General features: G+C 45.1%; 18 protein-coding genes. All 18 read right to left on the bottom strand.

Annotated features, from left to right (window positions below; all coding sequences use genetic code 11):
* Window positions 1-268: 268 nt before the first annotated feature.
* The 18 genes from HXT35_RS04565 to HXT35_RS04480 all read right to left on the bottom strand — a co-directional run bounded on the left by HXT35_RS04565 (window position 269) and on the right by HXT35_RS04480 (window position 22,102).
* The gene (locus HXT35_RS04565; protein ID WP_421777624.1) at window positions 269-1,333 is read right to left on the bottom strand and encodes a hypothetical protein; all 1,065 of its coding nucleotides are present in this window, start codon (window positions 1,331-1,333) and stop codon (window positions 269-271) included.
* A gap of 611 nt (window positions 1,334-1,944) precedes the next feature.
* Window positions 1,945-2,697, bottom strand: a complete 753-nt coding sequence (locus tag HXT35_RS04560; protein ID WP_004129542.1) for a hypothetical protein — start codon at window positions 2,695-2,697, stop codon at window positions 1,945-1,947.
* Window positions 2,698-3,485: 788 nt separating this feature from the next.
* Entirely contained in the window at window positions 3,486-3,866 is a 381-nt protein-coding gene (gene rplL / locus HXT35_RS04555) for a 50S ribosomal protein L7/L12 (RefSeq protein WP_004129545.1), read from the bottom strand.
* Between the two features lie 97 nt (window positions 3,867-3,963).
* Complete coding sequence (rplJ, locus tag HXT35_RS04550; RefSeq protein WP_004129547.1) at window positions 3,964-4,485, bottom strand: 50S ribosomal protein L10; 522 nt, start codon at window positions 4,483-4,485, stop codon at window positions 3,964-3,966.
* Between the two features lie 377 nt (window positions 4,486-4,862).
* Window positions 4,863-6,254, bottom strand: coding sequence for an NCS2 family permease (locus HXT35_RS04545; RefSeq protein ID WP_004129549.1), 1,392 nt, complete (start codon window positions 6,252-6,254; stop codon window positions 4,863-4,865).
* Window positions 6,255-6,508: 254 nt separating this feature from the next.
* Window positions 6,509-7,288 carry a phosphate ABC transporter ATP-binding protein PstB gene (pstB, locus tag HXT35_RS04540; protein WP_004129551.1) on the bottom strand — a complete coding sequence of 260 codons (780 nt, stop codon included), beginning with the start codon at window positions 7,286-7,288 and terminating at the stop codon, window positions 6,509-6,511.
* Window positions 7,289-7,322: 34 nt separating this feature from the next.
* Window positions 7,323-8,360 (bottom strand): phosphate ABC transporter permease PstA, encoded by a 1,038-nt coding sequence (pstA, locus tag HXT35_RS04535; protein ID WP_004129554.1) that lies wholly within the window; start codon window positions 8,358-8,360, stop codon window positions 7,323-7,325.
* Window positions 8,361-9,365: a phosphate ABC transporter permease subunit PstC gene (gene pstC / locus HXT35_RS04530; RefSeq protein WP_004129555.1), complete on the bottom strand. Its 1,005-nt coding sequence runs from the start codon at window positions 9,363-9,365 to the stop codon at window positions 8,361-8,363.
* A 98-nt stretch (window positions 9,366-9,463) separates the two neighbouring features.
* Complete coding sequence (gene pstS, locus HXT35_RS04525) at window positions 9,464-10,690, bottom strand: phosphate ABC transporter substrate-binding protein PstS (protein WP_421788390.1); 1,227 nt, start codon at window positions 10,688-10,690, stop codon at window positions 9,464-9,466.
* A gap of 209 nt (window positions 10,691-10,899) precedes the next feature.
* On the bottom strand, window positions 10,900-11,610 hold the full coding sequence (mtnN, locus tag HXT35_RS04520) for a 5'-methylthioadenosine/S-adenosylhomocysteine nucleosidase (RefSeq protein WP_019260698.1): 711 nt from the start codon (window positions 11,608-11,610) through the stop codon (window positions 10,900-10,902).
* 6 nt (window positions 11,611-11,616) lie between these two features.
* Window positions 11,617-12,090 carry a hypothetical protein gene (locus HXT35_RS04515; protein WP_019260697.1) on the bottom strand — a complete coding sequence of 158 codons (474 nt, stop codon included), beginning with the start codon at window positions 12,088-12,090 and terminating at the stop codon, window positions 11,617-11,619.
* Window positions 12,091-12,195: 105 nt separating this feature from the next.
* Window positions 12,196-13,377, bottom strand: a complete 1,182-nt coding sequence (locus tag HXT35_RS04510; RefSeq protein WP_410296414.1) for a 3-deoxy-7-phosphoheptulonate synthase — start codon at window positions 13,375-13,377, stop codon at window positions 12,196-12,198.
* Between the two features lie 267 nt (window positions 13,378-13,644).
* Window positions 13,645-14,979, bottom strand: a complete 1,335-nt coding sequence (locus HXT35_RS04505; protein WP_019260695.1) for a C1 family peptidase — start codon at window positions 14,977-14,979, stop codon at window positions 13,645-13,647.
* 69 nt (window positions 14,980-15,048) lie between these two features.
* Entirely contained in the window at window positions 15,049-16,464 is a 1,416-nt protein-coding gene (locus HXT35_RS04500; RefSeq protein WP_019260694.1) for a cell division protein, read from the bottom strand.
* A 170-nt stretch (window positions 16,465-16,634) separates the two neighbouring features.
* On the bottom strand, window positions 16,635-17,306 hold the full coding sequence (locus HXT35_RS04495) for a pyroglutamyl-peptidase I (RefSeq protein WP_410296411.1): 672 nt from the start codon (window positions 17,304-17,306) through the stop codon (window positions 16,635-16,637).
* Between the two features lie 29 nt (window positions 17,307-17,335).
* Window positions 17,336-18,301, bottom strand: coding sequence for a polyphenol oxidase family protein (locus HXT35_RS04490; protein WP_421787938.1), 966 nt, complete (start codon window positions 18,299-18,301; stop codon window positions 17,336-17,338).
* A gap of 13 nt (window positions 18,302-18,314) precedes the next feature.
* Window positions 18,315-19,178, bottom strand: a complete 864-nt coding sequence (locus HXT35_RS04485) for an aldo/keto reductase (RefSeq protein ID WP_410296409.1) — start codon at window positions 19,176-19,178, stop codon at window positions 18,315-18,317.
* A gap of 122 nt (window positions 19,179-19,300) precedes the next feature.
* Window positions 19,301-22,102, bottom strand: a complete 2,802-nt coding sequence (locus tag HXT35_RS04480) for a polyribonucleotide nucleotidyltransferase (protein ID WP_421787936.1) — start codon at window positions 22,100-22,102, stop codon at window positions 19,301-19,303.
* Window positions 22,103-22,343 lie beyond the last annotated feature (241 nt).

The following is a 22,343-nucleotide window of genomic DNA, read 5'->3' as shown; positions in this document are numbered from 1 at the left end:
CCACTTCGCAAATTTGAAAATTTTTTAATTTTGCGAAGTGAGGTGATATTTGCACAAGCTGCAAAACATAAAAAACAGAACGCAATCGGAAAGTGCATAAAGAAAAGAGCCTTCGCGCGCGAACGCAAACAAGCGAACGCGAGCGAAAGCCCTTAAATACTTTCTGCTAGAACATAGCAACACTATTAGTTAGTGCATCAAACAGCCAGTTACAATCAAGCAGCCAGCAGTAAATCATTATCTAGCTAGTCTGTTAGCTAACCTCTTACTAGCGGCGCACTTTGCGCAAAGCAACACCAACACCAGCAAGCACAGCCACAGAAATCGAAGCCAAAGCTACACCAACACCAGTTGGAGGCAAAGCGTGATCGTGCTTTTTGTTCAACTGAGGCTTAGCCTGAGTCTCAGTATCTGCACTTTGCTTTGAATCAGACTTTTCGTCAGCTTTGGAATTGTTTTCCTGGCTTTGATTAGTTTGAGACTGCTTAGCGCTCTCCGACTCAGAACTATTCGCCTGAGTTTGTGGCGTTTGTACCTCAACTGGATTAGTTGTAATTGTGCTTGGAACTGTAAAGTTTGGAGTATCAGTTCCCTGTGCAGGCTTACCCTTCACGAAAATTACGCCATAATCGCCACCAAGCCAGTAAACATTGTAGCCGCTTAAAGCATCCTTGCCGTCTTTGCCGTCTGCTCCATTGATGCCGTCTTTACCATCTTTACCAGGAGCGCCAGGGTCGCCTTTGTCGCCCTTAGGACCTTGAGGGCCTTGATCACCCTTATCGCCCTTATCGCCCTTGTCACCCTTTTCACCCTTCAAATCGCCTAAATCGATATCTTTGGTAGTATCATCCGCAAAAGTAATATGCAGCTGCTTCTTACCATCTGTACTTGTTGTAAGCTCTACGTTTACAACAGGATTGACATGCTTGACCTTAAACTTAATTGCGAATAATTTACCCTTACTTGTCTCACGACCATCCATTGCATAAAATACATAATCTCCATCTTTCATGCCTCTAACATCAATAGAAACAAAATTAGCAGCCGTTGATTGTGTTGTATGACCACTAGGGTTAACGTTAGCGGGTAAAGACAAATATTGTATAGACGTTATAGTCCATGAGCTATTACCATTATCAAGCTTATATTGGTAAGGATTGTAACAAACATTATCTTTAACCTTTTCACAAGAAAGGAATCCAACACCCTTTTTGCCTATTCCATCAATCTTCTCAAGGCTCAACGCTGACGCTGAAGCCGCACCAATACCAAAAGAAACCAACAATGCGACTGCAGATAAAATCGATGAAATTACACTAATTCGTTTACGCATATTTTTACCCTTTCTCTATGAATATTTATGCAAACACGCAAGGGCAGGATAAAAAAAAATAAAAATCAGCAAAAAATAAACAATGTTTACAATTTATTCACAATTGTATGCACAATGCATTCTATTCAACGCGCATTCGCTATTCACTAATCCAGCAACACACATAAACAACATCAAGCCACTTGTTTCGTCGTAGACAAATCAGTGGCGACATAAACTACTCACGCGCGTGCCGTTTTGGTCGCATCGCACCAACAAGCAGCACTCACACCACGCAAACAGACGCATAAAAAGAAAGGGCCTGGAGTCTGATGCCCCTAGTAGCACCAAACCCAAGCCCTTTAACAAAACCGACTCGTTTCCCTAACAAACAAGCCAGCCAAACACTCAACAGTCACGCCCCCGAAAACCAGCGCACAACACTACCGTGAAGAAAGAGATTTGGCAAAACAGTAGAATCATGCAAAAGCCCGAAAGCAAACCCGCTGCAAGAACATAAAGCCCTTGCAGCACGTTGAGTGAAAGATTTAACAAGTGAGCGCACCATACTCACATACAGCACGCTCACAAACAAACCATTAAACAATCAACACGATTAACGTGTTAAAAGCTTAGTGACGGATCTTGCGAAGAGCAGCACCCATGCCAGCAAGCACGGAAGCAGCAACAGCAGCCAAAGCTACAGCAGCACCGGTCTTAGCCAATGGAGCAGCCTTCTTGTCAGCCTTCTTGTCAGACTTCTTATCAGACTTCTTAACATCGGCCTTCTTGCCACCAAGATTGTTCAAGAACTTAGCAAAGCGTTCCTTACTTTCCTTGTAAGCCTTCTCAGCTTTAGCAAGCTCATCCTTGGCTTCCTTCTCAGTCTTAGTAGCAGCAGAAATACTATCTAAGAATGGAACATTAGTGTAGTAAGACTTACGCAAAGCAGCAGCAGCTTCATGTTCACCTTCAGCGTCAAGATAATCAGCCTGAGCCAATATATCAGCCCACTTAGCCTTCAAAGCATTCAAAGCAGCAGTAGCTTCATTAGCCTTGGACCTAGCCGCTGAAACCTCTGCAGCACCACGACCATTCAAGGTGCTCAAAGCACCATTTACAATGTCTCCCTTTTCGGAACCGTTAAGGAAGTTGTCAAAAGCCTTGGACTTATCGAGATTATCTAAAACTGCCTTATTTTCCTTAGCTTTGTTCTCTTCAACCTTTTTAGCCAACTCATCTTTATCAGCCTGTTCCTGCTTCTTAGCATTTTCAATAGCATCCGCAGGTAACTTAGCCTCAGCCATTGCTGGAGCAGCAAAAGCCAAGCCAGAAACGAGGGTGGCGCCAGCAGCGAGTGCGGCGATAGCCTTCTTGTTAAACATAATATTTTCCTTTCTTCTTCTCCACCACGTTTAAAACACATGGTGAAAAACATAAACCCACAAAATCAATCTCTTGTGGATAACTTTCAGATAGAGCATCTAGCTGAAAGCTGTTATTAACATACCCCCCCCCCGTTCGAAAAAGTCAAGAGCAAAAACAAGCATTCAACAAAGAAAATATCATCAAAATTACAAAAATATTCCAGTAAAAGCTCGTAAAACCATAAAAAATACAACAAACTACACTGTTTAATCGTAAAAAATACTATTTCAAGATTTTCAAAGATTTTTCTCAGAAAACTCTCAGGAAACTCGCGGCAACTCCCCCGCACCGCCCGCAAAGCCTTGAAAAACCGCCACTCACAGCGCGACACGCGCGGAGACCACACGCGCCGCAAGCTCTCTCATCACCTATTCGTTACTAACGCAGATTACGTACTGCGCGAGTAACGATAAATCACACTTTTTCGTTACTAACGCAGTCTACATACTGCACCAGTAACACATAACCGTTGTTTTCTCAGTTTGTTAGCTGAGTTAGTAACGGTATTTGGGCTATCAGTGTTAATTTCTCAGTTTGTTGACTGAGTTTTTAACAGTGTTGAGACTTGTGGCTTATTCCACAGAATATTCATCAGACTAGCTTTACACACTTTTTGGCCTATAACCCATTTTCTCTGCCAACAAACGCGCAATAAAAAAGGCGGCAGGAATAAATCCTACCGCCTTATTCACTATGCGCACACGCATAAAACTGCCGCTACACGCAAAGTAATAAAAAGCTAGAACTACTTAAGTTCCACGGAAGCGCCGGCCTCTTCGAGGGCAGCCTTAGCCTTCTCGGCATCTTCCTTCTTAGCCTTCTCGAGAACTGGCTTTGGAGCGCCGTCAACGAGAGCCTTAGCTTCAGCCAAGCCGAGGTTGGTCAAAGCGCGAACAGCCTTAATGACTGCAATCTTCTTGTCGCCAGCAGCGGTGAGAACGACGTCGAACTCGTCCTTCTCTTCCTCAGCAGCGCCAGCAGCAGCTGGAGCAGCGGCAACAGCGGCGACAGGGGCAGCAGCCTCGACGTCGAACTTCTCTTCAAAGGCCTTGACGAACTCAGAGAGCTCAACGAGGGTCATTTCACCAAAAGCTTCAAGAAGCTCTTCACTAGTGAGCTTAGCCATAATTGGCTTCCTTTCTTACTTGGCCAGGCACACGGTGTGCCTTACGACCATAACATTTTTATTATTGGTTGGTCTCATGCAGCAAGCTGCAAGGGAATCAAGCGGCCTTTTCCTGCTTCTCGCGCAAAGCGTCGATAGTACGCACCGTCTTGGTTGGCAATGCGTTGAACAGGTAGGCGGCCTTAGACATGGTGCCCTTGAGCGCGCCGGCCATTTCGGAAAGCAACTGTGGGCGAGACTTCAAGTCTGCAAGCTGCTTTGCACCTTCGGCATCGTAAACAGTTCCATCTGCGAAACCGCCCTTGATGACGAGAGTCTTATTCTCTTTGGCAAAATCACGCAAGGTCTTAGCAGCCTCAATGAAATCACCCTTAACAAAGGTGATTGCAGTTGGGCCGGCGAGAAGCTCGTCAAGACCTTCAATGCCCGCTTCCTTAGCAGCAATACGAGCAAGCGTGTTCTTCGCCACAGAGTAGGAAGTATCGCGGCCTAGCTTTTCACGCAGAGAAGAAATCTGCGGAACGGTAAGCCCGCGGTACTCGGTAAGGTAGACAGCGTCTGCATTACGGAAAAGTTCCGTAAGATCGGCAACTACCGCTTCCTTTTCGGGCCTCTTCATGGCGTTCCTTCCTAAATCGGCCGTCAGTTCGAAAGAAACACATCAAGCTTAATTAAACAGGGCAATAAAAAAGCCCTGCGCACTGGCAGAGCAACATACGAAGCACACTAAGTGCTAAATAAAACTTACAACATACTCGCTGTAAATCTTGCTCAACCTGTGCTGGCCTGACGCATCAATTTCAGGAATCTTGCGATTCCACCAACGGTCTGTGGTTTACGTTGGGCAAGTTTAATACAAAATCAAGACAATGTCAACAAAAATTTATGTGGAAACTAGAAATAAAAAGAGGGTGCGCAATTGCACACCCTCAAATACATTATTTCACTGCTCTGTAAGTTTCTACTACGTAAGTTTATTTACAGTACCAACAACTTTTACAGCACAGCATTAGCAACGAAATCAAGCAAGAACAGCAAGGAAACAATCCAAAGCATTGGATGAACTTCCTTAGCACGCTTCTTGCAAGTCATAACCAAGCAGTACATGATGAAGCCTGCAGCGATGCCGTAAGAAATGGAGTAAGAGAACGCCATAAACACAGCAGCAAAGAATGCAGGAATTGCTTCGGAAATATCATCCCAAGCAATTTCCTTCAAAGAGCTTGCCATCATGCAACCAACAACCACAAGCACGCCAGCAGTTGCAGCAGCAGGAACAGCGGAAACGACTGGAGCAAGCACTATAGAAAGCGCGAAACAGATTGATACAACTACTGAAGTCAAACCGGTACGGCCGCCAGCACCAATACCTGCAGCAGACTCTACGTAAGTAGTGGTGTTAGAAGTACCAAAGATTGCACCAACAGAAGTTGCAATAGAATCAGCAAACAAAGCACGATCCATCTTGGAGCTAAAGCCAGAGCCGTTTTCCAGAGCCTTTTCGTCAGCCTCAGAGAAAATACCCGTACGACGACCGGTACCAATAAAGGTACCCAAAGTGTCGAAAGTATCAGACATTGAGAAAGCAAAGATTGTTATTAAAACAAGCGGAATGAGCGAAGGTTTTGCAAACAGCGTTGGGAAGCCTTCGTGGCTAAATATTGCGCAGAAAGTAGTTGGCAAATCATGGAAAGCACCCATGATTGACACAGAGTTGCTCATAGTCGTCAAACCCATTGGAATACCAATGATAGTGGTAACAACAATTGAAATAAGCAAAGATCCACGAACATTCAAAACAGTAAGAACAATTGCCAAAATCAAGCCAATAAGAAACAGCCATAGAACTGGATTCTTCAAAACAGCAAGACCTGGAATTGCAGGAATTGCACCAACTTTTGCAGCTTTATCATCCTTTGGAGTGAACTTAATCAAGTCAACGTTCACCATGCCAACATAAGCCACAAATAAACCAATGCCACCGCCGATTGCGTGTTGTAACGAAGTCGGGATGGCACGAATAATCATTTTACGAATTTTAGTAACGGTAATAAGAATGTTAATTAAACCGCATAAGAACACCATGCACATAGCATGTTGCCATGTAAAACCCAATCCGAAGCAAACTGTGAACGTAAAGAATGCATTTAAGCCCATACCAGCAGCCTGAGCATAAGGCACGTTAGCAAATAAGCCCATAACAAGCGTGCCAATAATAGCGGCAATAATTGTTGCTAAGAACACACCACCCCATGGCATACCAGTTTTGCTTAAAATCATTGGATTTACGACGATAATATATGACATTGCGAAGAATGTAGTGAGACCTGCAGTGATCTCCGTTGATACATTCGTGCCGTTTTCTTTGAGATGGAAGAACTTTTCCATAAACTCTCTGTTCCTTGGTTTACAAGCGCAAAAGACCATAAAAAGCGTGGCGATAGCACTTGAGCAATCGCGGACGCAATTACATTTGGGCATTCACGCAGAGGTTACTGCGACTCGTCGGAAGAACGAAGGCACCACAAAATCTCACACAAAATTATGAAAATTGCGAAACCTTTGAACAACCGAACAGCTCCGACCTTACGCGCACGTGCTGACCAAGGAAATACATTGAAATCAAAAAAGTATATAACAAATCAGCCAAAACGACCGGAAATATAACGCTCAGCTTCAGCATTGCGAGGATTGTTGAACATAGTAGTCGTATCTGCAAAGTATTCCAAATGCCCCGGCTGCCCTACAGCCTTCAAATTAAAGAATGCCGTGTAATCTGCAACACGCGCAGCCTGCTGCATATTATGCGTCACAATCACAATCGTGTAATCGTTTTTAAGCTCGTTAATCAAATCTTCTACAGCCAACGTAGAAATAGGATCAAGTGCCGAACAAGGCTCATCCATAAGTAAAACTTGCGGATGCACAGCCACAGCCCTAGCAATACAAAGTCGCTGCTGCTGACCGCCCGAAAGACCAATTCCAGGCTTATCTAAGCGGTCCTTAACTTCATTCCACAAGTTTGCACCTCGCAATGCCCACTCGACTAAATCGTCAGCATCCTGCTTAGCAATTTTTCGATTATTTAGGCGAACTCCAGCAAGCACGTTTTCTCGAATAGACATTGTTGGGAAAGGATTTGGGCGCTGAAAAACCATGCCAACATCTCGGCGAACTGCCACAGGGTCAACGTCTTTTCCGTATAAATCGCGGCCTTCAAGAAGCACATGGCCTTCTACGCGCGCTCCCGGCGTAATCTCGTGCATGCGGTCTAAAGTGCGCAAAACTGTTGACTTTCCGCAGCCAGAAGGTCCAATAAAAGCCGTCACTTTATTTGGCTCAATATTAATATTTACGTCTTCTACGGCAAGAAAATCACCATAGTAAATATTTAAGTTCTTAACATCAATTCGTTGACCCATTTTATGCTCGCTTTCTAATTCGCCTTATTTCGCCTTACTTCGCTTTTACAGAAAACACTCGAGCTACAACTCGCCCCAAAATATTTAGCAACAACACCAACACAATAAGCGTTAAAGCCGCAGCCCAAGCGCGCTCCATTGGAATTGTTGTAACGCAAGAAGCCGGAGCATCAGCTGGGCAATTTGCAGAAAGTTTGGAATATTCCTGGTAAACGTACACAGGCAAAGTAGTCATTTGCCCATCGAATAAGTTGAAATTCGTGGAAGCAATAAAGCCTGAAGCCATAAGAAGTGGCGCAGTTTCACCAATAACGCGCGCAACCGCAAGAATACAGCCAGACACAATTCCCGGAAGAGCAGTGCGCAAAACAATTTTCGTAATTGTGCGCTGCTTGGTTACACCCAAAGCTAAAGCAGCCTCGCGCAAATCGTTCGGCACAATTTTTAGCATTTCTTGAGAAGATTTAACAACCGTTGGAATCATAAGAAGAGAAAGAGCTACAGACCCTTCAAAACCATTTATTGTGCCAGGACCTGCAAGAAGAGCAAACATAGAAAAAGCAAACAGACCGGCGACAATAGACGGAATACCACTCATAACATCAACAAGTAGATTAATTATGCGCGAAATTTTATTTCCGCTAGCATACTCAACCAAATAAACAGCACACATTAGGCCAATTGGAATCGAAATAACCATAGCTCCTAAAGTTATTTCAAGCGTTCCAATAATTGCGTGCAAAATACCACCGTAACCGCCAGTTCCAGTAGCATTTCCGCCCACAACGTAAGTCATGTTATGCGTTAAAAAGTCAAGATTTAAGCGCTCAATACCGTTAATAATTGTTGTTAAAAGCAAAGAAACAAGCGGAATAAGCGCCACAACAAAAGACAAGAAAATCAGCACACGCATAAGCATATCTTTGCGTTTACGCGCGGCTATAGAAGATCTAGTTGGACGGAATTTGTTGAAGTCAATAACCGGAGCTGCGGAATTTTCAGCGGACTTTTCGGCGCTATTTTCAGCAAAATCTACAGCACTTGCGGCAGATTTATTAATTTGATTCTCCATTTATGCGCCCGCCTTTCCGGTAATTTTGCGAGCAATAAAGTTGACTGCAAAAGAAATAACAAACAAAACTAAGCCGGTTGCAATAAGCGCACTTACTCCAAGACCGTTCGCTTCCGGATACTGCGCTGCAATATTTGCGGCAATAGTTTGATTTTGAGAAGCTTTGAAAATATTGATTCCAAAAGTAAATCCAGGAGACAAAATCATCAAAACTGCCATTGTTTCACCAAGAGCGCGACCAAGTCCAAGCATAGAAGCAGATACAATACCAGACTTTGCAAACGGCAAAACAGCTAACTTAATCATCTCCCACTTTGTAGCACCAAGCGCCAGCGCACCTTCCTGCTGCAAGCGAGGAGCCTGCTGAAAAATGTCACGAGCCATCGAAGTAATAATCGGCAAAATCATAACAGCTAAAACTAAGCTAACTGTTGCAGAACTTCTGGAAGGATTCGCCGCAGGACCAGAAAATAGCGGAATCCAGCCAAAAAGTTTAGAAACCCAATCCCAGAACGGATACATAGCTGGAACCAAAACTAATCCGCCCCACAAACCATAAATTACGGACGGAATTGCAGCAAGCAAATCAACAACTCCGCTTAAAAGCGGAACAATCTTTTTAGGAGCATAATACGAAATAAACAGAGCAATGCCGAGTGCCACAAAAAATGCGAACAGCAGCGCGAGCGCAGACATAAGCACCGTACCAAAAATAAGCGGAGCTACGTAGCTTATAAAATCGTGCGCTTTACCGCCAGTAAAGTCGGAAAATACGCGACTTACCTGCGCATGATTCCCGCTTATTAGCGGCCACGCGCGAAACAGCAGGAATACTGCAACTGCAGTCAGCACAAGCAAAATCAGCATGCCACAGCTTGCAGCCACGCCTTTAAAAAGACGGTCTGCAAAATGAGTGCCTGCATAATTTTTGCTATTGCTCTCAGAAACTTGAGTAGCTTCGTTTGCAGTATACGCAACTGCTGCTGCATTTTTCGTAGAACTCAATCATTCTCCTTTTTAACTGATATTTTTCATAATATCAGTTACGAAAAGTTTTTACTTTTAAGTTTTACTTTCCGATTTTTATTTTTTACTTTCCAGTTTTACTTTCCGGTTTTAATCGCTTGAATTGACTTGTTGATTTTGCCAACCAAATTTTGCGGAAGTGGAGCCGTTCCAGCAGCAGAAGAAGCAGCATTCTGACCTTCCGCGCTAGTTACGTAGCTAAGCCAAGACTTCACAAACTGTGCAGTTGAAGAATCCTTATAAACCGGGCAAGAAATATCGTAAGAAACCAACACAATCGGGTACGCACCCTTAGTTTGCGTATTATGATTAATTTTCATAACAACGCGGTTAGGATATTTTGCCGAAGCATCAGAATCAATCTCGGAATCAGCTAAAGTTTTCGACGCTGCATCCGGAGAAATCTCATTATAAGTATCTCCCACCTTCACAGCAACTGTGCCAAGCTTACCAACTTGCGAAAAATCAGCGTAGCCAATAGCACCGTCAGCCATACGAATTGTTGACACAACACCGGAAGTGCCTTTCGCGCCTTGACCGACGCTATTTGGCCAGTTTTCGCTAAGATCATGCGACCAATCGTCCGGAGCTGCATCCTTCACATAGCTTAAGAAATTCTGCGTTGTGCCAGACTTATCGGAGCGGTGAACAACCGTAATTGGAGTGCTAGGAAGTTTTAGCTTAGGATTTTGCGATTTAATTGCGTCGTCATCCCAGCGCGTGATTTTGCCGTCGAAAATTTTAGCAATCGTCGAAGCGTCCAAATTAATATGCTTGCCGGCATCCGAAACGCCTTTTAGATTAAAGATTACAGCGATTGGAGATACATATACTGGAACGTCGAAAGCTGTAGTACCATTTGCGCAAACCGACTTTGACTTTTCTACCTCGTCGTCGCTTAGCGGCTTGTCTGAACCAGCCCAAGCTGTGGCACCGGTCATAAATGTTGTAACTCCTGCGCCAGAGCCTGTTGGATTATAAGCGATTTTTACACCGTTGTTTTTTGATTGGAATCCTGCAATCCACGCTTCTACTGCAACCTGCTGTGAAGAAGCGCCAGAGCCTTGGAAATTGCCGGAAATTTTTGCATTTTGCGCGCCGGTTGCGTTGTTGTTGTCTGCTGGACTATTGTCGCCGCAAGCAGCGCAAGTTGCGCACAAGCCGAAAGTGAGCGCCGCAGCAGCAATACTACGGAACTTAAGTGCGCTTTTATTCATATTCAATTTGTTCATATTTGACTTATTCATATCGTTACGCATATTCTTCTTTCCTTTCGCGAAGAATTGCCTTGCGCCCCACCACATTTTCGCGTTCCTATAGCCGTATTTGCGAATTGGGCACATTTTCTTAACTTAATCCCTATCTTTTTTTTATTAACGCAACCATCATAAATAGGTGGGTTAAACCGCACCGGCAAAAATAAAGTGAGTACCAAAAATGGCGGTATTTGGCGCTAGATTTAACGCGACTTAAGCAAAATGAAGGTCGGCGACCGCATCAGCGTGTCGAAATGCTACAAATTGCGAAGAATATTTACTGTAATTTTTGCAGCAGTGTCCGCATATTCGGAAATATCAAAAGTGTGAAAATCCTCGTATTTTGTATCCGCATTATCGCTCATTGCGCGCACAACAAGTGCAGGAACGTCGTTACGAGCAGCCACATGCAAGACTGCTGCGCCTTCCATTTCCACAGCATCCGCTTGAGTAGATGCAATTACTTCCGCTACTTTTTCTGGCGAATCAACAAAATATCCGCCAGAAGCAATAGTGCCAGCAATATGCGTGATTTTCATATCGGTAAGCACTTTAGTAGCTACTATAAGAAGATAATCATCCGAATGAAATTCGCTTGCAAACGGCTTCCATTGACCGATTAAGCGCATATCGGTATCGAGATATTTTACAGTTTTTCCAAGAACAACATCGTTTGTATGCAAATTTTTATTAAGATTTCCTGCAATACCAGAAAAAATTACGGCTTGAGGATTGTATGCGTCAATAAGATATTGCACAGTTGCAGCAGCATTTACTAAGCCCATTCCGCCAACAGTAGCCGCGACTTCGATTTTGCTACCATCTGCAGAATTGAGAGTGCCGCAAGATACGTTAAGACTTGCAGACTGATTGTGGCTCACGTTTTCGAGCGCACTAGCAATATGAGCAACTTCCTCATCTAAAGCGCCAACAACAGCAACTTTAGTAATTTTCTCAGTATTAGACATTAAGAATCATCCTTTTTTTACTTCGCTACTTACGCATTTATCGTTATTCTTAACCAAAAACACGCATACTAAAGTCATAATAACAAAAGTTAAAGTAGCAATCTTCAGCAATGCGTCACACGTAAAATCAAACCACGGATTCGTAATAGGAACATTGAAAAACGCAATAATTTGATTCTGCAGAGCAAGAAAAGCGACAAATCCAGCTATAAGAAGCACACAAACTAAAGTGCCAACAATGCGACGCCATCCGCGAGTAAAAATAAGCAAAACAATTCCAGTTACAAACGGCATAAAAACGCTAAACCACAATGCAGAATCAGTAACAAGCGTGTACCCTGCGCTATGAGTGCCACGATACCACGCAAAAGCAAGTAAAATAACGCCAGTGGCAATCAAAGCAAACAGCACATATTTCACAATCGGAAACGCTTTACACGCAAAACCTTTATTCGCTTTATTCAAGTCTTTGTTATACATTTCAACACACTCCTTTGTACGCAAAATATAGTTCAAAACTTAACTGGCAAATACAGTAAAAAATAAGCCAAGTAGAAGTAAATTGAGATTATCTTACTATAATTTCTAATCTCTACGGCGTGTTGCAACGGACTTCGCTAAAGTTCTTAACAAATCGGCAGTATCTTCCCAAGAAATACAACGATCCGTAATAGACTTGCCGTATTCAAGCTCACTAAGAGGAGCAGGATCCTGATTGCCACCTTGCAAGAAGCTCTCCATCATAACGCCCTTAATGCCCTGCTCGCCAGCAGCCAAACGATCTGCAATCTCGCGCACAACTTCAATCTGGCGACGCTCATCCTTGCCAGAATTACCATGCGAGCAATCCACAACCACGCCGTTAGAAGCCACGCAACCAGTGCCCAAACGCAAACGAATTGAAGCCACAGCAGAAGCAACCGACGCAGCATCATAATTCGGACCCTTACTAGATCCGCGCAAAACCACGTGGCAATCCGGGTTACCAAGAGTCTGCACAGCACAAGCGCGACCAAGATGATCAATACCAAAGAACGTATGATGCTGGCTCGCAGCCAAGCAACCATTCACAGCCGCAGAAACAGAACCATCCGTAGCATTCTTAAAACCAACCGGCATAGAAAGACCACTAGCAAGCTGACGGTGAATCTGAGACTCCGTATTACGCGCACCAATCGCACCCCAGCTCACAGCATCCGCAATAAACTGAGGGCTAGTCGGCTCCAAAAACTCAGTAGCAGCAGCCAAACCAGCATCCAACACGCCGAGCAAAGTCTTACGCGCAAGAAGCAAACCCTTATGAATATCATGCGTTCCATCAATATCCGGGTCGTTAATCAAACCCTTCCAGCCAAGAGCCGTACGCGGTTTTTCAAAATACACGCGCATGACAATAAGAAGCTCACCCTCAAGCTCCGAACGCAACTTAGCTAAACGACTCGCGTAATCAAGAGCAGCCTTAGGATCATGCACAGAACACGGGCCAACAATAACCAACAAGCGATCATCGTCGCCATTCAAACAGCCACGAATCTCATCGCGCGACTGCGCAACAATATCCTGCGCATACGGCGACAACGGCAACTCGCCAAGCACCTGAGCAGGAGTCGGCAGAGGCTCAAGCTCTAACACGCGGCGGTTAATAATGCGATCCACACCAACCTGGTCTTCCCAGCGCTGGAACTTCGCGGAGTTAAGAGGGTTGCGCCCCTCCTCAACTTCCTTCTTTACCGCGCGAGAAGTACGCTGCTCAGCTGTAGAAGACATTTGTTCACCATCCTATAAAAACGATGCTTGGTGTAATCGGTGGTTGCGAGGAGAGAATCAACCTAACTTGGTGGGGTCGGTGTTCGCATCTTGAAATAAAGATGCAAACACCGCCGAACCCGCGCAGAGAATCTAACCTAACTTGATGTGGTCGGCTTGTGCCGTTTGCCGGCACAAGCCGCCGCGCTTGCGTTGGAAGTCCACTGGACTTCCAACTTTAAGCAAGCGCGGCGCTTTGGAGTAGCTTAAGCGCCCAATGCGCTTAAGCTAGGCCAAAGCGCCCATTGGATCCCATGCCGGCAAAACGATTGCTGGTTCTTCCAGGGCTTTGCGATATTCCGCCGGAAGCAGATTCTTCGGCACTGCAACTTCATACACGTACTCAGTGAACCAATCGTCACTCATCGTAAAGTAACCCTTATCCGCAATGTCAGTGCCCCAAGAGTTCTCCACGCGCCAACGGCGAGTAGTCGTGCCATCGTCAGCAACATCCACGCCAGCAAAAGCCATAGCGTGATTCATTGCAGAATCAGCAAAGCGCACGCGCTCTTCCTTATCCAAATCAAAATCAACGCCATAAACGCGGCCATACTCGAACAAATCAGTAGCCCAAGCGCCATTTTCACGATCCATCATAGGATGGCAATCAGCACCGAACCAAACTGGAATGCCCTTCTCAACCAAAATCTTACGCACGCAATCCTTCATAAACTGGTTTGGTACGTTCAAATACTCGGTTGCGTCTCCGCCAGCAACATTACCCAAATGCTCAATAGCAATCTTCTTGCCCTTAGGATGCTCAGCTCGAGGATCGTCAACCAAGCACACATAATCCTCAAGACCAGCATTCACGTACTTCTTCCAGAACTCAACTGGTGTAATCTCACCATCGCGATGGAACTTGCCGTCGCTATCAGTCCACTCCCAATCGAAGCTCTTAGGTGGCTCACCCAAGTGAATTGTCAAAATCCTGTGGCCTGCAGCAGTAGCGTCCGCAATAATCTCATCAATTTCAGTAGCATTAGCATACATATGAGCCACAGCAGTGTGCAAAAGCGCACGCAACTGCGTATTCATAGCGCCAGTATTCTTAGAAGAAGCGGTTTCTGGGAACAAATCTTTAGGAACAGCACCATACTTCTTGTAAACGTTCATAGCCATGGTCCACTGGCCGCCATCGCCCATAACATCATGCAACAAATGCTGAATCAAGCGAGAATCTGAAGGCTCGCCCGCGCGAACCAAAGCCGCAACATCCTTCAAGAAGTAGTTAATTCGCTCAAGCTTGTCGTAGTACATTGCGTAGTTCTGAGAAAACTCAAATTCCTTCAAACCAAGCGACTTTTTAGCAATAAAACGAGCCACGTTCAACGAGCTAAACAGCCAGCAGCGTCCAGAATGATCCTGATGCGTAGCATCACCGTTGTCAACAATCGTGGAAAAACGACGCTGCAACAAGCGAGCGCGGTCATAATTACGCGCAACCTTATCAATACCAGCAGCAGTTACACCATTCATAGCCAAACGGTTCAATGGGTTTGCATCAAAATCCTCACACAAACCTTGCAATGCTTCATCAGTTAAAGCGGTGATCTCAGTCACTATTCTTACCTTTCCTGTTAATTATTTAGTTAAATTTGTTTAGAAAATTTGTTTAGAAAACTTATTTTACTAATTTTCTTGAGATTCGTCAGATTCGTTAGCTTCTTCAGATTCAGCCAACGCAGCTTGAACATCTCGCTGAGCCTGCTTCGCATCTGCAGAAGATTTCGCATCCGAAGAATTGTCAACATCGTCAGAAGCCTGCTGAACAGGCTGATCCGGCTGAGCATCTCCAAAATCAAAACCAGAGAACGCGTTTGCAAACAGCGAGCGCAATTCCGTAACTCGCTGCGTAATAGTTGCCTCGCGATGCTGCAATTGGCTCAAGCGCGCAGTCATACCATCTAATTCCTGCTGAGCTGCAGCCCTACGCTCTTCAACCTGAGCAGTCGCTTCCTGCATAGCTTTGCGCACAATATCAGCAGCCTGATTATCCGCAGCCTGATGCGTTTGTGCCGCATATTCGTCAGCTTCCTGATGCACGGTTTTCGCACGAGCCACCAAAGCATCAGCTTCTTCTTGAGCTGCACTCTCCTTTTCCTTCAAACCGGAAAGCAAAGCGTCAACCTTCTTCGTAGCTTCTTCCTGCTGGGAGGCAATATCTGCACGAATCTGCTCAACTTCTGCACTAACTTGGCTTAACGTACGCGTGCGCTCAACTTGAGCATCATCCGCAATTTCCTGAGCTTTTGCGCTAGCTGCATCCGTAATTTCGCCGGCCTTACGCTGAGCATCCGCCATCATCTTAGAAGCATGCTCGCGCATATCTGCCAACTTTTTATTCGCTTCTGCCAATGCAGATTCGATTTGATCGTTAGTTTCAGCCTTTGCGCGTGCAATTTCTTCGTTTGCTGCCGCGCGCTGTTCTGCAATTTTTTGAGCAGCTTCCGACTTAAGTTGCGAAATACTGCTTTCTTGCTGAGCGCGCTCAGAAGCCATGCGCTTAGTGTGCTCCTCTTGAGCGTTTTGTAAAGCTAATTCTGCAGCATCTTTTTGCGCTTGAACGTCTTTTGCCGTAGTGTCGCGCAAACGTGCAGAATCTTCTTGAGCGGCTTGCATCATTTGAGTCGACTTTTGAGTAGCGTTTGAAAGCATTGTGTCGGCTTTAGTTTGTGCTTCCTGCATTAAGTGAGCTGCATCTAATTTAGCGTTATTAAGTAATGTTCCAGCCTGAGCTTGTGCATTCTTTTTGATTGACGCAGCATCCTGCTTTGCGCGCTCAAGTAATTGCGCACTGGTTTGTTCTGCAGAAGCCAGTAATTGTTGCGCATTTGCACCCAAAGATGCGAAAGTATTTCCGCTTTTTGCGCGTTTTACATTATTTTTTTCTTCTTGCAATTGAGCTTGCAATTGCAAAATTGATTCGTCACTGGAACGCACTTGTTCACGCAAACGCGAAATTGTACGCTCATAGTTAGCAAAGGCCTCATTTACCTTGTCTTTATCGTAACCACGCAACGCGGTTGGGAATAAATCCGTTGCCATAATATTCCTTTCACAAGCCCCCAGTAAGCTGCACCGACTGTGTGCCTACGCCATCAGCATCAACGCTATCACTTAAGAGCGCAAAATACTCGTGTGTTGCGCACGTTTTTGCTAAGCTCACACAACTAATTTATCATCACCTAATTTAGTAACAAATAATTTAGTAATAACTACTTTAGTAACATTCCTTCTGCAGAAGGTTGCATATAATATCTGACTGCTTCATGCACAATATCTTGCCCTGCTTCAATCTGCTGTTTTAATGGCAAACCGTTTCTAGCATCGTGCGAACTTACTACCGGAGGGAAACTCACAAAACCTGCAAGAACATGCTTATTATCTTTAGCTGCCCAGTGCAAAAGCTGATAAAACAAAGAATTGCACACGTACGTTCCTGCGTCGGAGCTTAAATTAGACGCAATTGAGTCGTGAGCAAAACGCTGCAAAATCATTCGCAAAGGCAGCCTCGTCCAGTAAGCTGCAGGACCATCTTTAACAATCGGCATTTTTTGCGGGCGACTATTATCTACATCCGGCTTTTTAGTATCAATAACGTTAGTTGCGCATCTTTCAAGTTGCACGCCTCGCGCAGTGTGCTTTGTGCCGGTGGCGATTACAATATTTGCCTGCTCACGCTCAATTGTTTCTAATAATTTAGGCCAAGCATTCGCAAAACTAATCGGAAGCATAACAGACGTTACTTTTACGCAAATATCTTCAGAAGGCTGCATTTTAGCAAGATTTTCCGCAGATTCTAGTGCAGATGGCACTTCGTAAGAAGGGTTGACTTCTAAATCTGCGTATGGACCAAATCCTGAAATTACAACGTTAATTTGATTCATAATATTAGCCTACTTTCTGAAGATTTTAGCTACTTGTCTAGTATTACAAGCGCAAGAAGTCTGCCTTCATGCGATTTTCCAGCAAGTTGCGCGCGCCTGTGAGAATACCACAGAGGATTTTCCAAAGTGCACATTGGGTTTTGCAGATTTTGCAAACGTTCCGGCAAAGATTCTCCTTCACCGTCTACTTCGCAAATTGTGCGCAATTCCTCATCTTCCTGCAAATATTGCGTTGCTGCATAAACTCGAGGCAAAGCGTCAACAATATTTGCAACTCCTGCGAGAGCTAAATCAATTCGAGCAGCCTCAGCAATATCAATACCTAAGCCGCCGAAACGAGTTTTTGTTACGGTTTGTGGGTAGCGTTTTTCAAAATCGAGCGCAATACTTTCGCCGACTTCGTAGCAGTTGCCGCAAATGCATGGTCCTAAAACCGCATTTATTCGCGAGCGTTCAGCACCTTTTTCGCACATTGCTTCAATAGCAGAATCAAGAACTCCAGCCATTAATCCTTTTCTTCCGCAATGCGCTGCAGCGATTACTCCAGCTTCGTCGTCCGCAAGTAAAACAGGTAAGCAGTCGGCTGCAAACATTCCCAAAGCAAGCGAGTGTGCTGTAGAAACTTGCGCATCTGATTCAATGTGCAATTTGGAATCCGCAAAACCAGTTGCGTCGAATCCGTAAGGCGTATTCCATGAATCAACTACAGTATCCGCGTCAAAAACTTCATTTCCGTGCACTTGAGCAACCAGAGATAAGTCCGCTTGTAACGCACGCTGTAACGCTGCGCGATTGCTTGCAACAGCTTCCTCACTATCTCCTGCACGTCCGCCTAAATTAAGCGAAGCAAATGAACCTTCAGAAATACCGCCCAATCTAGTAGTAAAAACTGCGTGAGTACGAGCTCCTAATGCAACTGGAATAGTTACAGGAATTGGCTTGCCTTCGTTATCTTCATGCGGCAAGGGCATGCCAGTTACGCTTGTTTGTTGCATATGTTACTTTCTTTCACCCTAAATAAGCCAATTCTTCATTGCTTAACTTCAAATCTGAAGCTTTTAAGCTGTCGAGAATAGTTGCAGGCCTGTGCGCTCCTGGAATCACAAATACGTGCTCACCTTTTGCAAGCTCCCAAGCCAAAACTACCTGCTGATAGCTTACGCCATGATTCTCGGCAACTTTGCGGAATGGGTCAAAAAGATGGTCGTCATACGGATGGCGGAATCCACCTAATGGGCTCCAGCAAACGAAAGCAATTCCAAGCTTTTCGCAATATTGCAAAGTATCTTCGTTTTCTAAATGAACCGGCGAATACTGGTTTTGTACAGCAACCAACTTATTTCCTAAAATATTGCGCGCAATATCAATTTGTTCCACGGAAGCGTTAGAAATTCCGATTTCTCGAGCAACTCCTTCGTCAAGCAGCTGCTGCATTGCTTCAATGGATTCATTGTATGGAACTTCTGGATCCGGCCTATGGAAGTAAAGCAAGTCAATAGTGTCAACTCCTAAAGCCATAGCTGACTCTTTTGCGTGACGGATTAAATGCTCCGGCTTGCCATCCTTGCCCCACGTTGGGCGACCATCCGTAAAGTTACGGAAATGACCAACTTTTGTTGCAACTAAAATAGAAGATTTATTGCCCTTCCAGCTTTCTAAAGCCTCGCGAACAAGCTTTTCTCCAGTTTGCTCCTCACCGCCAGAGCAGTAATACGCCCATGCGGTATCAATATGCGTGCAGCCAGCATCAAGAGCTGCATGAATGGTTTCAATGCCCATACTGTGTCCAAGATTGTTTTCGATTGTAAGCGGCATTTCACCAAAGCCAATGGCTGTTGTGTCAAACGACCCCAGTGCACGATGCATAACCATATTTACCTCTTATCTAAACAGTTTTAAAATGCCTCCAAATGCAAACGCAATTTGAAGGCATTTCGTAAGTTATTAATTTATTTATTATCGATTAGCATTTACTTTTCGATAATTCTATGCGATTAATCTTCCTCAAATGGGTCAAAATCGCGGCGCACGCGGCGACGAGGACGCTCGGCACGCTCTTCGCGAGCAGAACGATACTCATCATAGTGATCGTCATCTGCAGCGTAGCGAAGATTGCGATCGGAGCCACGGCGAGCTTCCGAATTGCGTCGGCTATTGCGTTCGTCGCGATCTGCACGGTCGTCACGATCTGCGCGATTATCGCGATTGTCGCGATTGTCGCGCTCGTCACGCTCCTCATAGCGGTCATCGCGATGAGAAGACCTGCGAGGACGGTCATCAAAATCGCCGTCAGCGTAACGGTCGTCGCGTTCCGAACGATCTGCACGATCCGAACGACGATCATCTCGACGAGAATTGCGATCTTCGTAACGATTGTCACGATCGGAATAGCGGCTGTCACGGCTGTCGCGATCGTCACGATCATCTCGATCATCACGCATGCGACGACGTGGACGATCATCTCTATCCGAACGATCACGGCTGTCGCGATCATCTCGACGGCCACGTCCACCGCGGTAATCATTACGAGAATCGCGATCGTCACGCGAACCGCGGCCACGATTTTCGCGAGGAGACGGAGCAGAAGATTCCTGATCTTCAAAACCTGGAATTGCTAAGGAAATCTTGCCGCGCTCATCTACGCTTTGAACGATAACCTCAACATTATCGCCTTCCTTAAGCACATCTTCCACAGTGTCAATTCGCTCACCATTAGCCAAGTTACGAATTTGCGAAATATGAAGCAAACCGTCAGTTCCAGGAGTCAAATTAACGAAAGCACCAAAGCTCGTAGTCTTCACAACCTTACCTGTGAAAGTTTCACCGGCCTTTGGAACGCGAGGATTTGCAATAGAATCAATGATTTCCTTTGCTTTCTGAGCAGCTTCGCCACCTTCGGAAGCAATATAAACAGTACCATCATCCTCAATAGCAATCTCAGCACCAGTTTCTTCCTGAATTTGGTTAATCATCTTGCCCTTAGGGCCAATGACTTCGCCAATCTTATCAACAGGAATTGTGGTTGTAATAATGCGTGGAGCGAATGGGCTCATTTCTGCTGGGCAATCGATGCACTCGTTAATAACCTCAAGAATAGTTGCACGAGCCTCGTGAGCCTGCTGCAAAGCGGCAGCCAAAATGTCTGCAGGAATACCATCGAGCTTAGTGTCGAGCTGCAAAGCAGTAATGAACTCGGAAGTACCAGCAACCTTAAAGTCCATGTCTCCAAATGCATCTTCAGCACCGAGAATATCAGTCAAAGTCTTGAAGATGTGCTTTCCATCAACATCTCCAGAAACCAATCCCATAGCAATGCCAGCAACTGGAGCCTTCAAAGGAACGCCAGCAGCAAGCAGGGAAAGCGTAGAAGCGCACACGGAACCCATAGAAGTGGAACCGTTAGAACCAATAGCCTCAGAAACCTGACGAATAGCATATGGGAACTCTTCGCGACCTGGCAAAACTGGAACCAAAGCCTTCTCTGCCAAAGCACCGTGACCAATTTCGCGACGCTTTGGAGATCCAACGCGGCCCGTTTCACCAGTGGAGTATGGAGGCATTTCGTAGTTGTGCATGTAGCGCTTAGTCTGTGGGCCAGAAAGCGCATCCACCTGCTGTTCCATCTTAAGCATGTTCAAAGTTGTTACACCCAAAATCTGGGTTTCACCACGCTGGAAGAGTGCAGAACCATGAACGCGTGGAACAACGTCAACTTCTGCAGAAAGTGTACGAATATCGCGCAAACCACGGCCGTCAATTCGGTAATCTTCCGTCAAAATGCGGCGACGAACAATCTGACGCTGCAATTCCTTAAACGCGTTGACGAGTTCCTTTTCTTTCTCAGCTTCGTCCATATCGGTGAACTCTTCTGCGATTGCAGCACGCACGCCTTCCTTAATTTCCGCAATGCGGTCTTGACGAGGAAGTTTTTCTGCAATAGAAAGAGCCTCATCCAAATCTTTGTGTGCGATTTCGTCAATACGTGCGTAAAGTTCGTCCGTATATTCTGGGAAGAGCTGGAATTCCTTGGTTTCCTTAGCAGCAATGCGCTTCAACTCATTCTGAGCGTCGCAAATAACCTTAATAAATGGTTTAGCAGCTTCCAAACCACCGGCTACAACTTCCTCATCCGGCTTAGTTTGACCTTCATTATAAATCAAGTTCCAAGCGTTCTTGCCGGCGCCAGCCTCAATCATTGCAATAGCAACATCGCCGTTTTCAATCACTCGGCCAGCCACAACAATTTCAAATACTGCACGCTCACGTTCGCTCCAACGTGGGAAAGCAACCCACTGGCCGTCAATCAAAGCCAAACGAACACCAGAAACTGGGCCTTCAAATGGCAAACCAGAAATCATGGTAGATGCAGAAGCCGCGTTCAAAGCGATTACATCATAAGCATCGTCAGGATTAATAGACAAAATAGTTTCCACAACCTGCACTTCGTTACGAAGAGTGTGTGGGAACAGTGGGCGCAATGGGCGGTCGATAATTCGGCATGCCAATGTTGCTTCGTTAGAAGGACGTCCTTCACGGCGGAAGAACGAACCTGGAATCTTTCCAGCGGCATACATCTTCTCTTCCACATCAACAGTAAGTGGGAAGAAATCGTAATTTTCCTTCGGACTAGATCCTGCAGTCGTCGTCGACAAAATCATGGAATCGTCATCCAAGTAGGCAGCAACAGCACCGTCTGCCTGTTGTGCGAGTCGACCAGTTTCAAAGCGCAGCGTGCGCTTACCAAATGAACCATTATCAATAACGGCTTCTACAGCCTTAATTTCGGGACCCTCCACGGGTTCCTCCTTTTCTTAACTTACCTAATCAACCAACATGCGTAATAACATTGGCGACTTCGCGTTGTTATTATCCCTAACGATTTTTCGCAATCCTTCACGCCAATATTTCGTAGTGTTTTTTGTTTCGGTTACTTCAATCATCCGTATTTAGTTATGCTTCAATCTTAAATTATTTTAATATTAAATTATTCTTCAATCTTTAGTTATGATTCAATTTTAAATTATGCTTTCAATTATG

This window comes from Gardnerella sp. DNF01141 (assembly GCF_049244255.1).
Lineage (GTDB): Bacteria > Actinomycetota > Actinomycetes > Actinomycetales > Bifidobacteriaceae > Bifidobacterium > Bifidobacterium vaginale_E.
This window is presented reverse-complemented; position numbering and strand designations above follow the sequence as displayed.

Excerpts from the sequence above, each read along its gene's own strand:
- pstA (WP_004129554.1), bottom strand. The coding sequence starts at position 8,360 with ATGGAGAATCAAATTAATAAATCTGCCGCAAGTGCTGTAGATTTTGCT.
- HXT35_RS04485 (WP_410296409.1), bottom strand. The coding sequence starts at position 19,178 with ATGGTTATGCATCGTGCACTGGGGTCGTTTGACACAACAGCCATTGGC.
- HXT35_RS04510 (WP_410296414.1), bottom strand. The coding sequence starts at position 13,377 with ATGTCTTCTACAGCTGAGCAGCGTACTTCTCGCGCGGTAAAGAAGGAA.
- HXT35_RS04495 (WP_410296411.1), bottom strand. The coding sequence starts at position 17,306 with ATGAATCAAATTAACGTTGTAATTTCAGGATTTGGTCCATACGCAGAT.
- HXT35_RS04515 (WP_019260697.1), bottom strand. The coding sequence starts at position 12,090 with ATGTATAACAAAGACTTGAATAAAGCGAATAAAGGTTTTGCGTGTAAA.
- pstB (WP_004129551.1), bottom strand. The coding sequence starts at position 7,288 with ATGGGTCAACGAATTGATGTTAAGAACTTAAATATTTACTATGGTGAT.
- mtnN (WP_019260698.1), bottom strand. The coding sequence starts at position 11,610 with ATGTCTAATACTGAGAAAATTACTAAAGTTGCTGTTGTTGGCGCTTTA.
- rplL (WP_004129545.1), bottom strand. The coding sequence starts at position 3,866 with ATGGCTAAGCTCACTAGTGAAGAGCTTCTTGAAGCTTTTGGTGAAATG.
- pstS (WP_421788390.1), bottom strand. The coding sequence starts at position 10,690 with ATGTGGTGGGGCGCAAGGCAATTCTTCGCGAAAGGAAAGAAGAATATG.
- HXT35_RS04500 (WP_019260694.1), bottom strand. The coding sequence starts at position 16,464 with ATGGCAACGGATTTATTCCCAACCGCGTTGCGTGGTTACGATAAAGAC.
- HXT35_RS04565 (WP_421777624.1), bottom strand. The coding sequence starts at position 1,333 with ATGCGTAAACGAATTAGTGTAATTTCATCGATTTTATCTGCAGTCGCA.
- rplJ (WP_004129547.1), bottom strand. The coding sequence starts at position 4,485 with ATGAAGAGGCCCGAAAAGGAAGCGGTAGTTGCCGATCTTACGGAACTT.
- HXT35_RS04490 (WP_421787938.1), bottom strand. The coding sequence starts at position 18,301 with ATGCAACAAACAAGCGTAACTGGCATGCCCTTGCCGCATGAAGATAAC.
- HXT35_RS04545 (WP_004129549.1), bottom strand. The coding sequence starts at position 6,254 with ATGGAAAAGTTCTTCCATCTCAAAGAAAACGGCACGAATGTATCAACG.
- HXT35_RS04560 (WP_004129542.1), bottom strand. The coding sequence starts at position 2,697 with ATGTTTAACAAGAAGGCTATCGCCGCACTCGCTGCTGGCGCCACCCTC.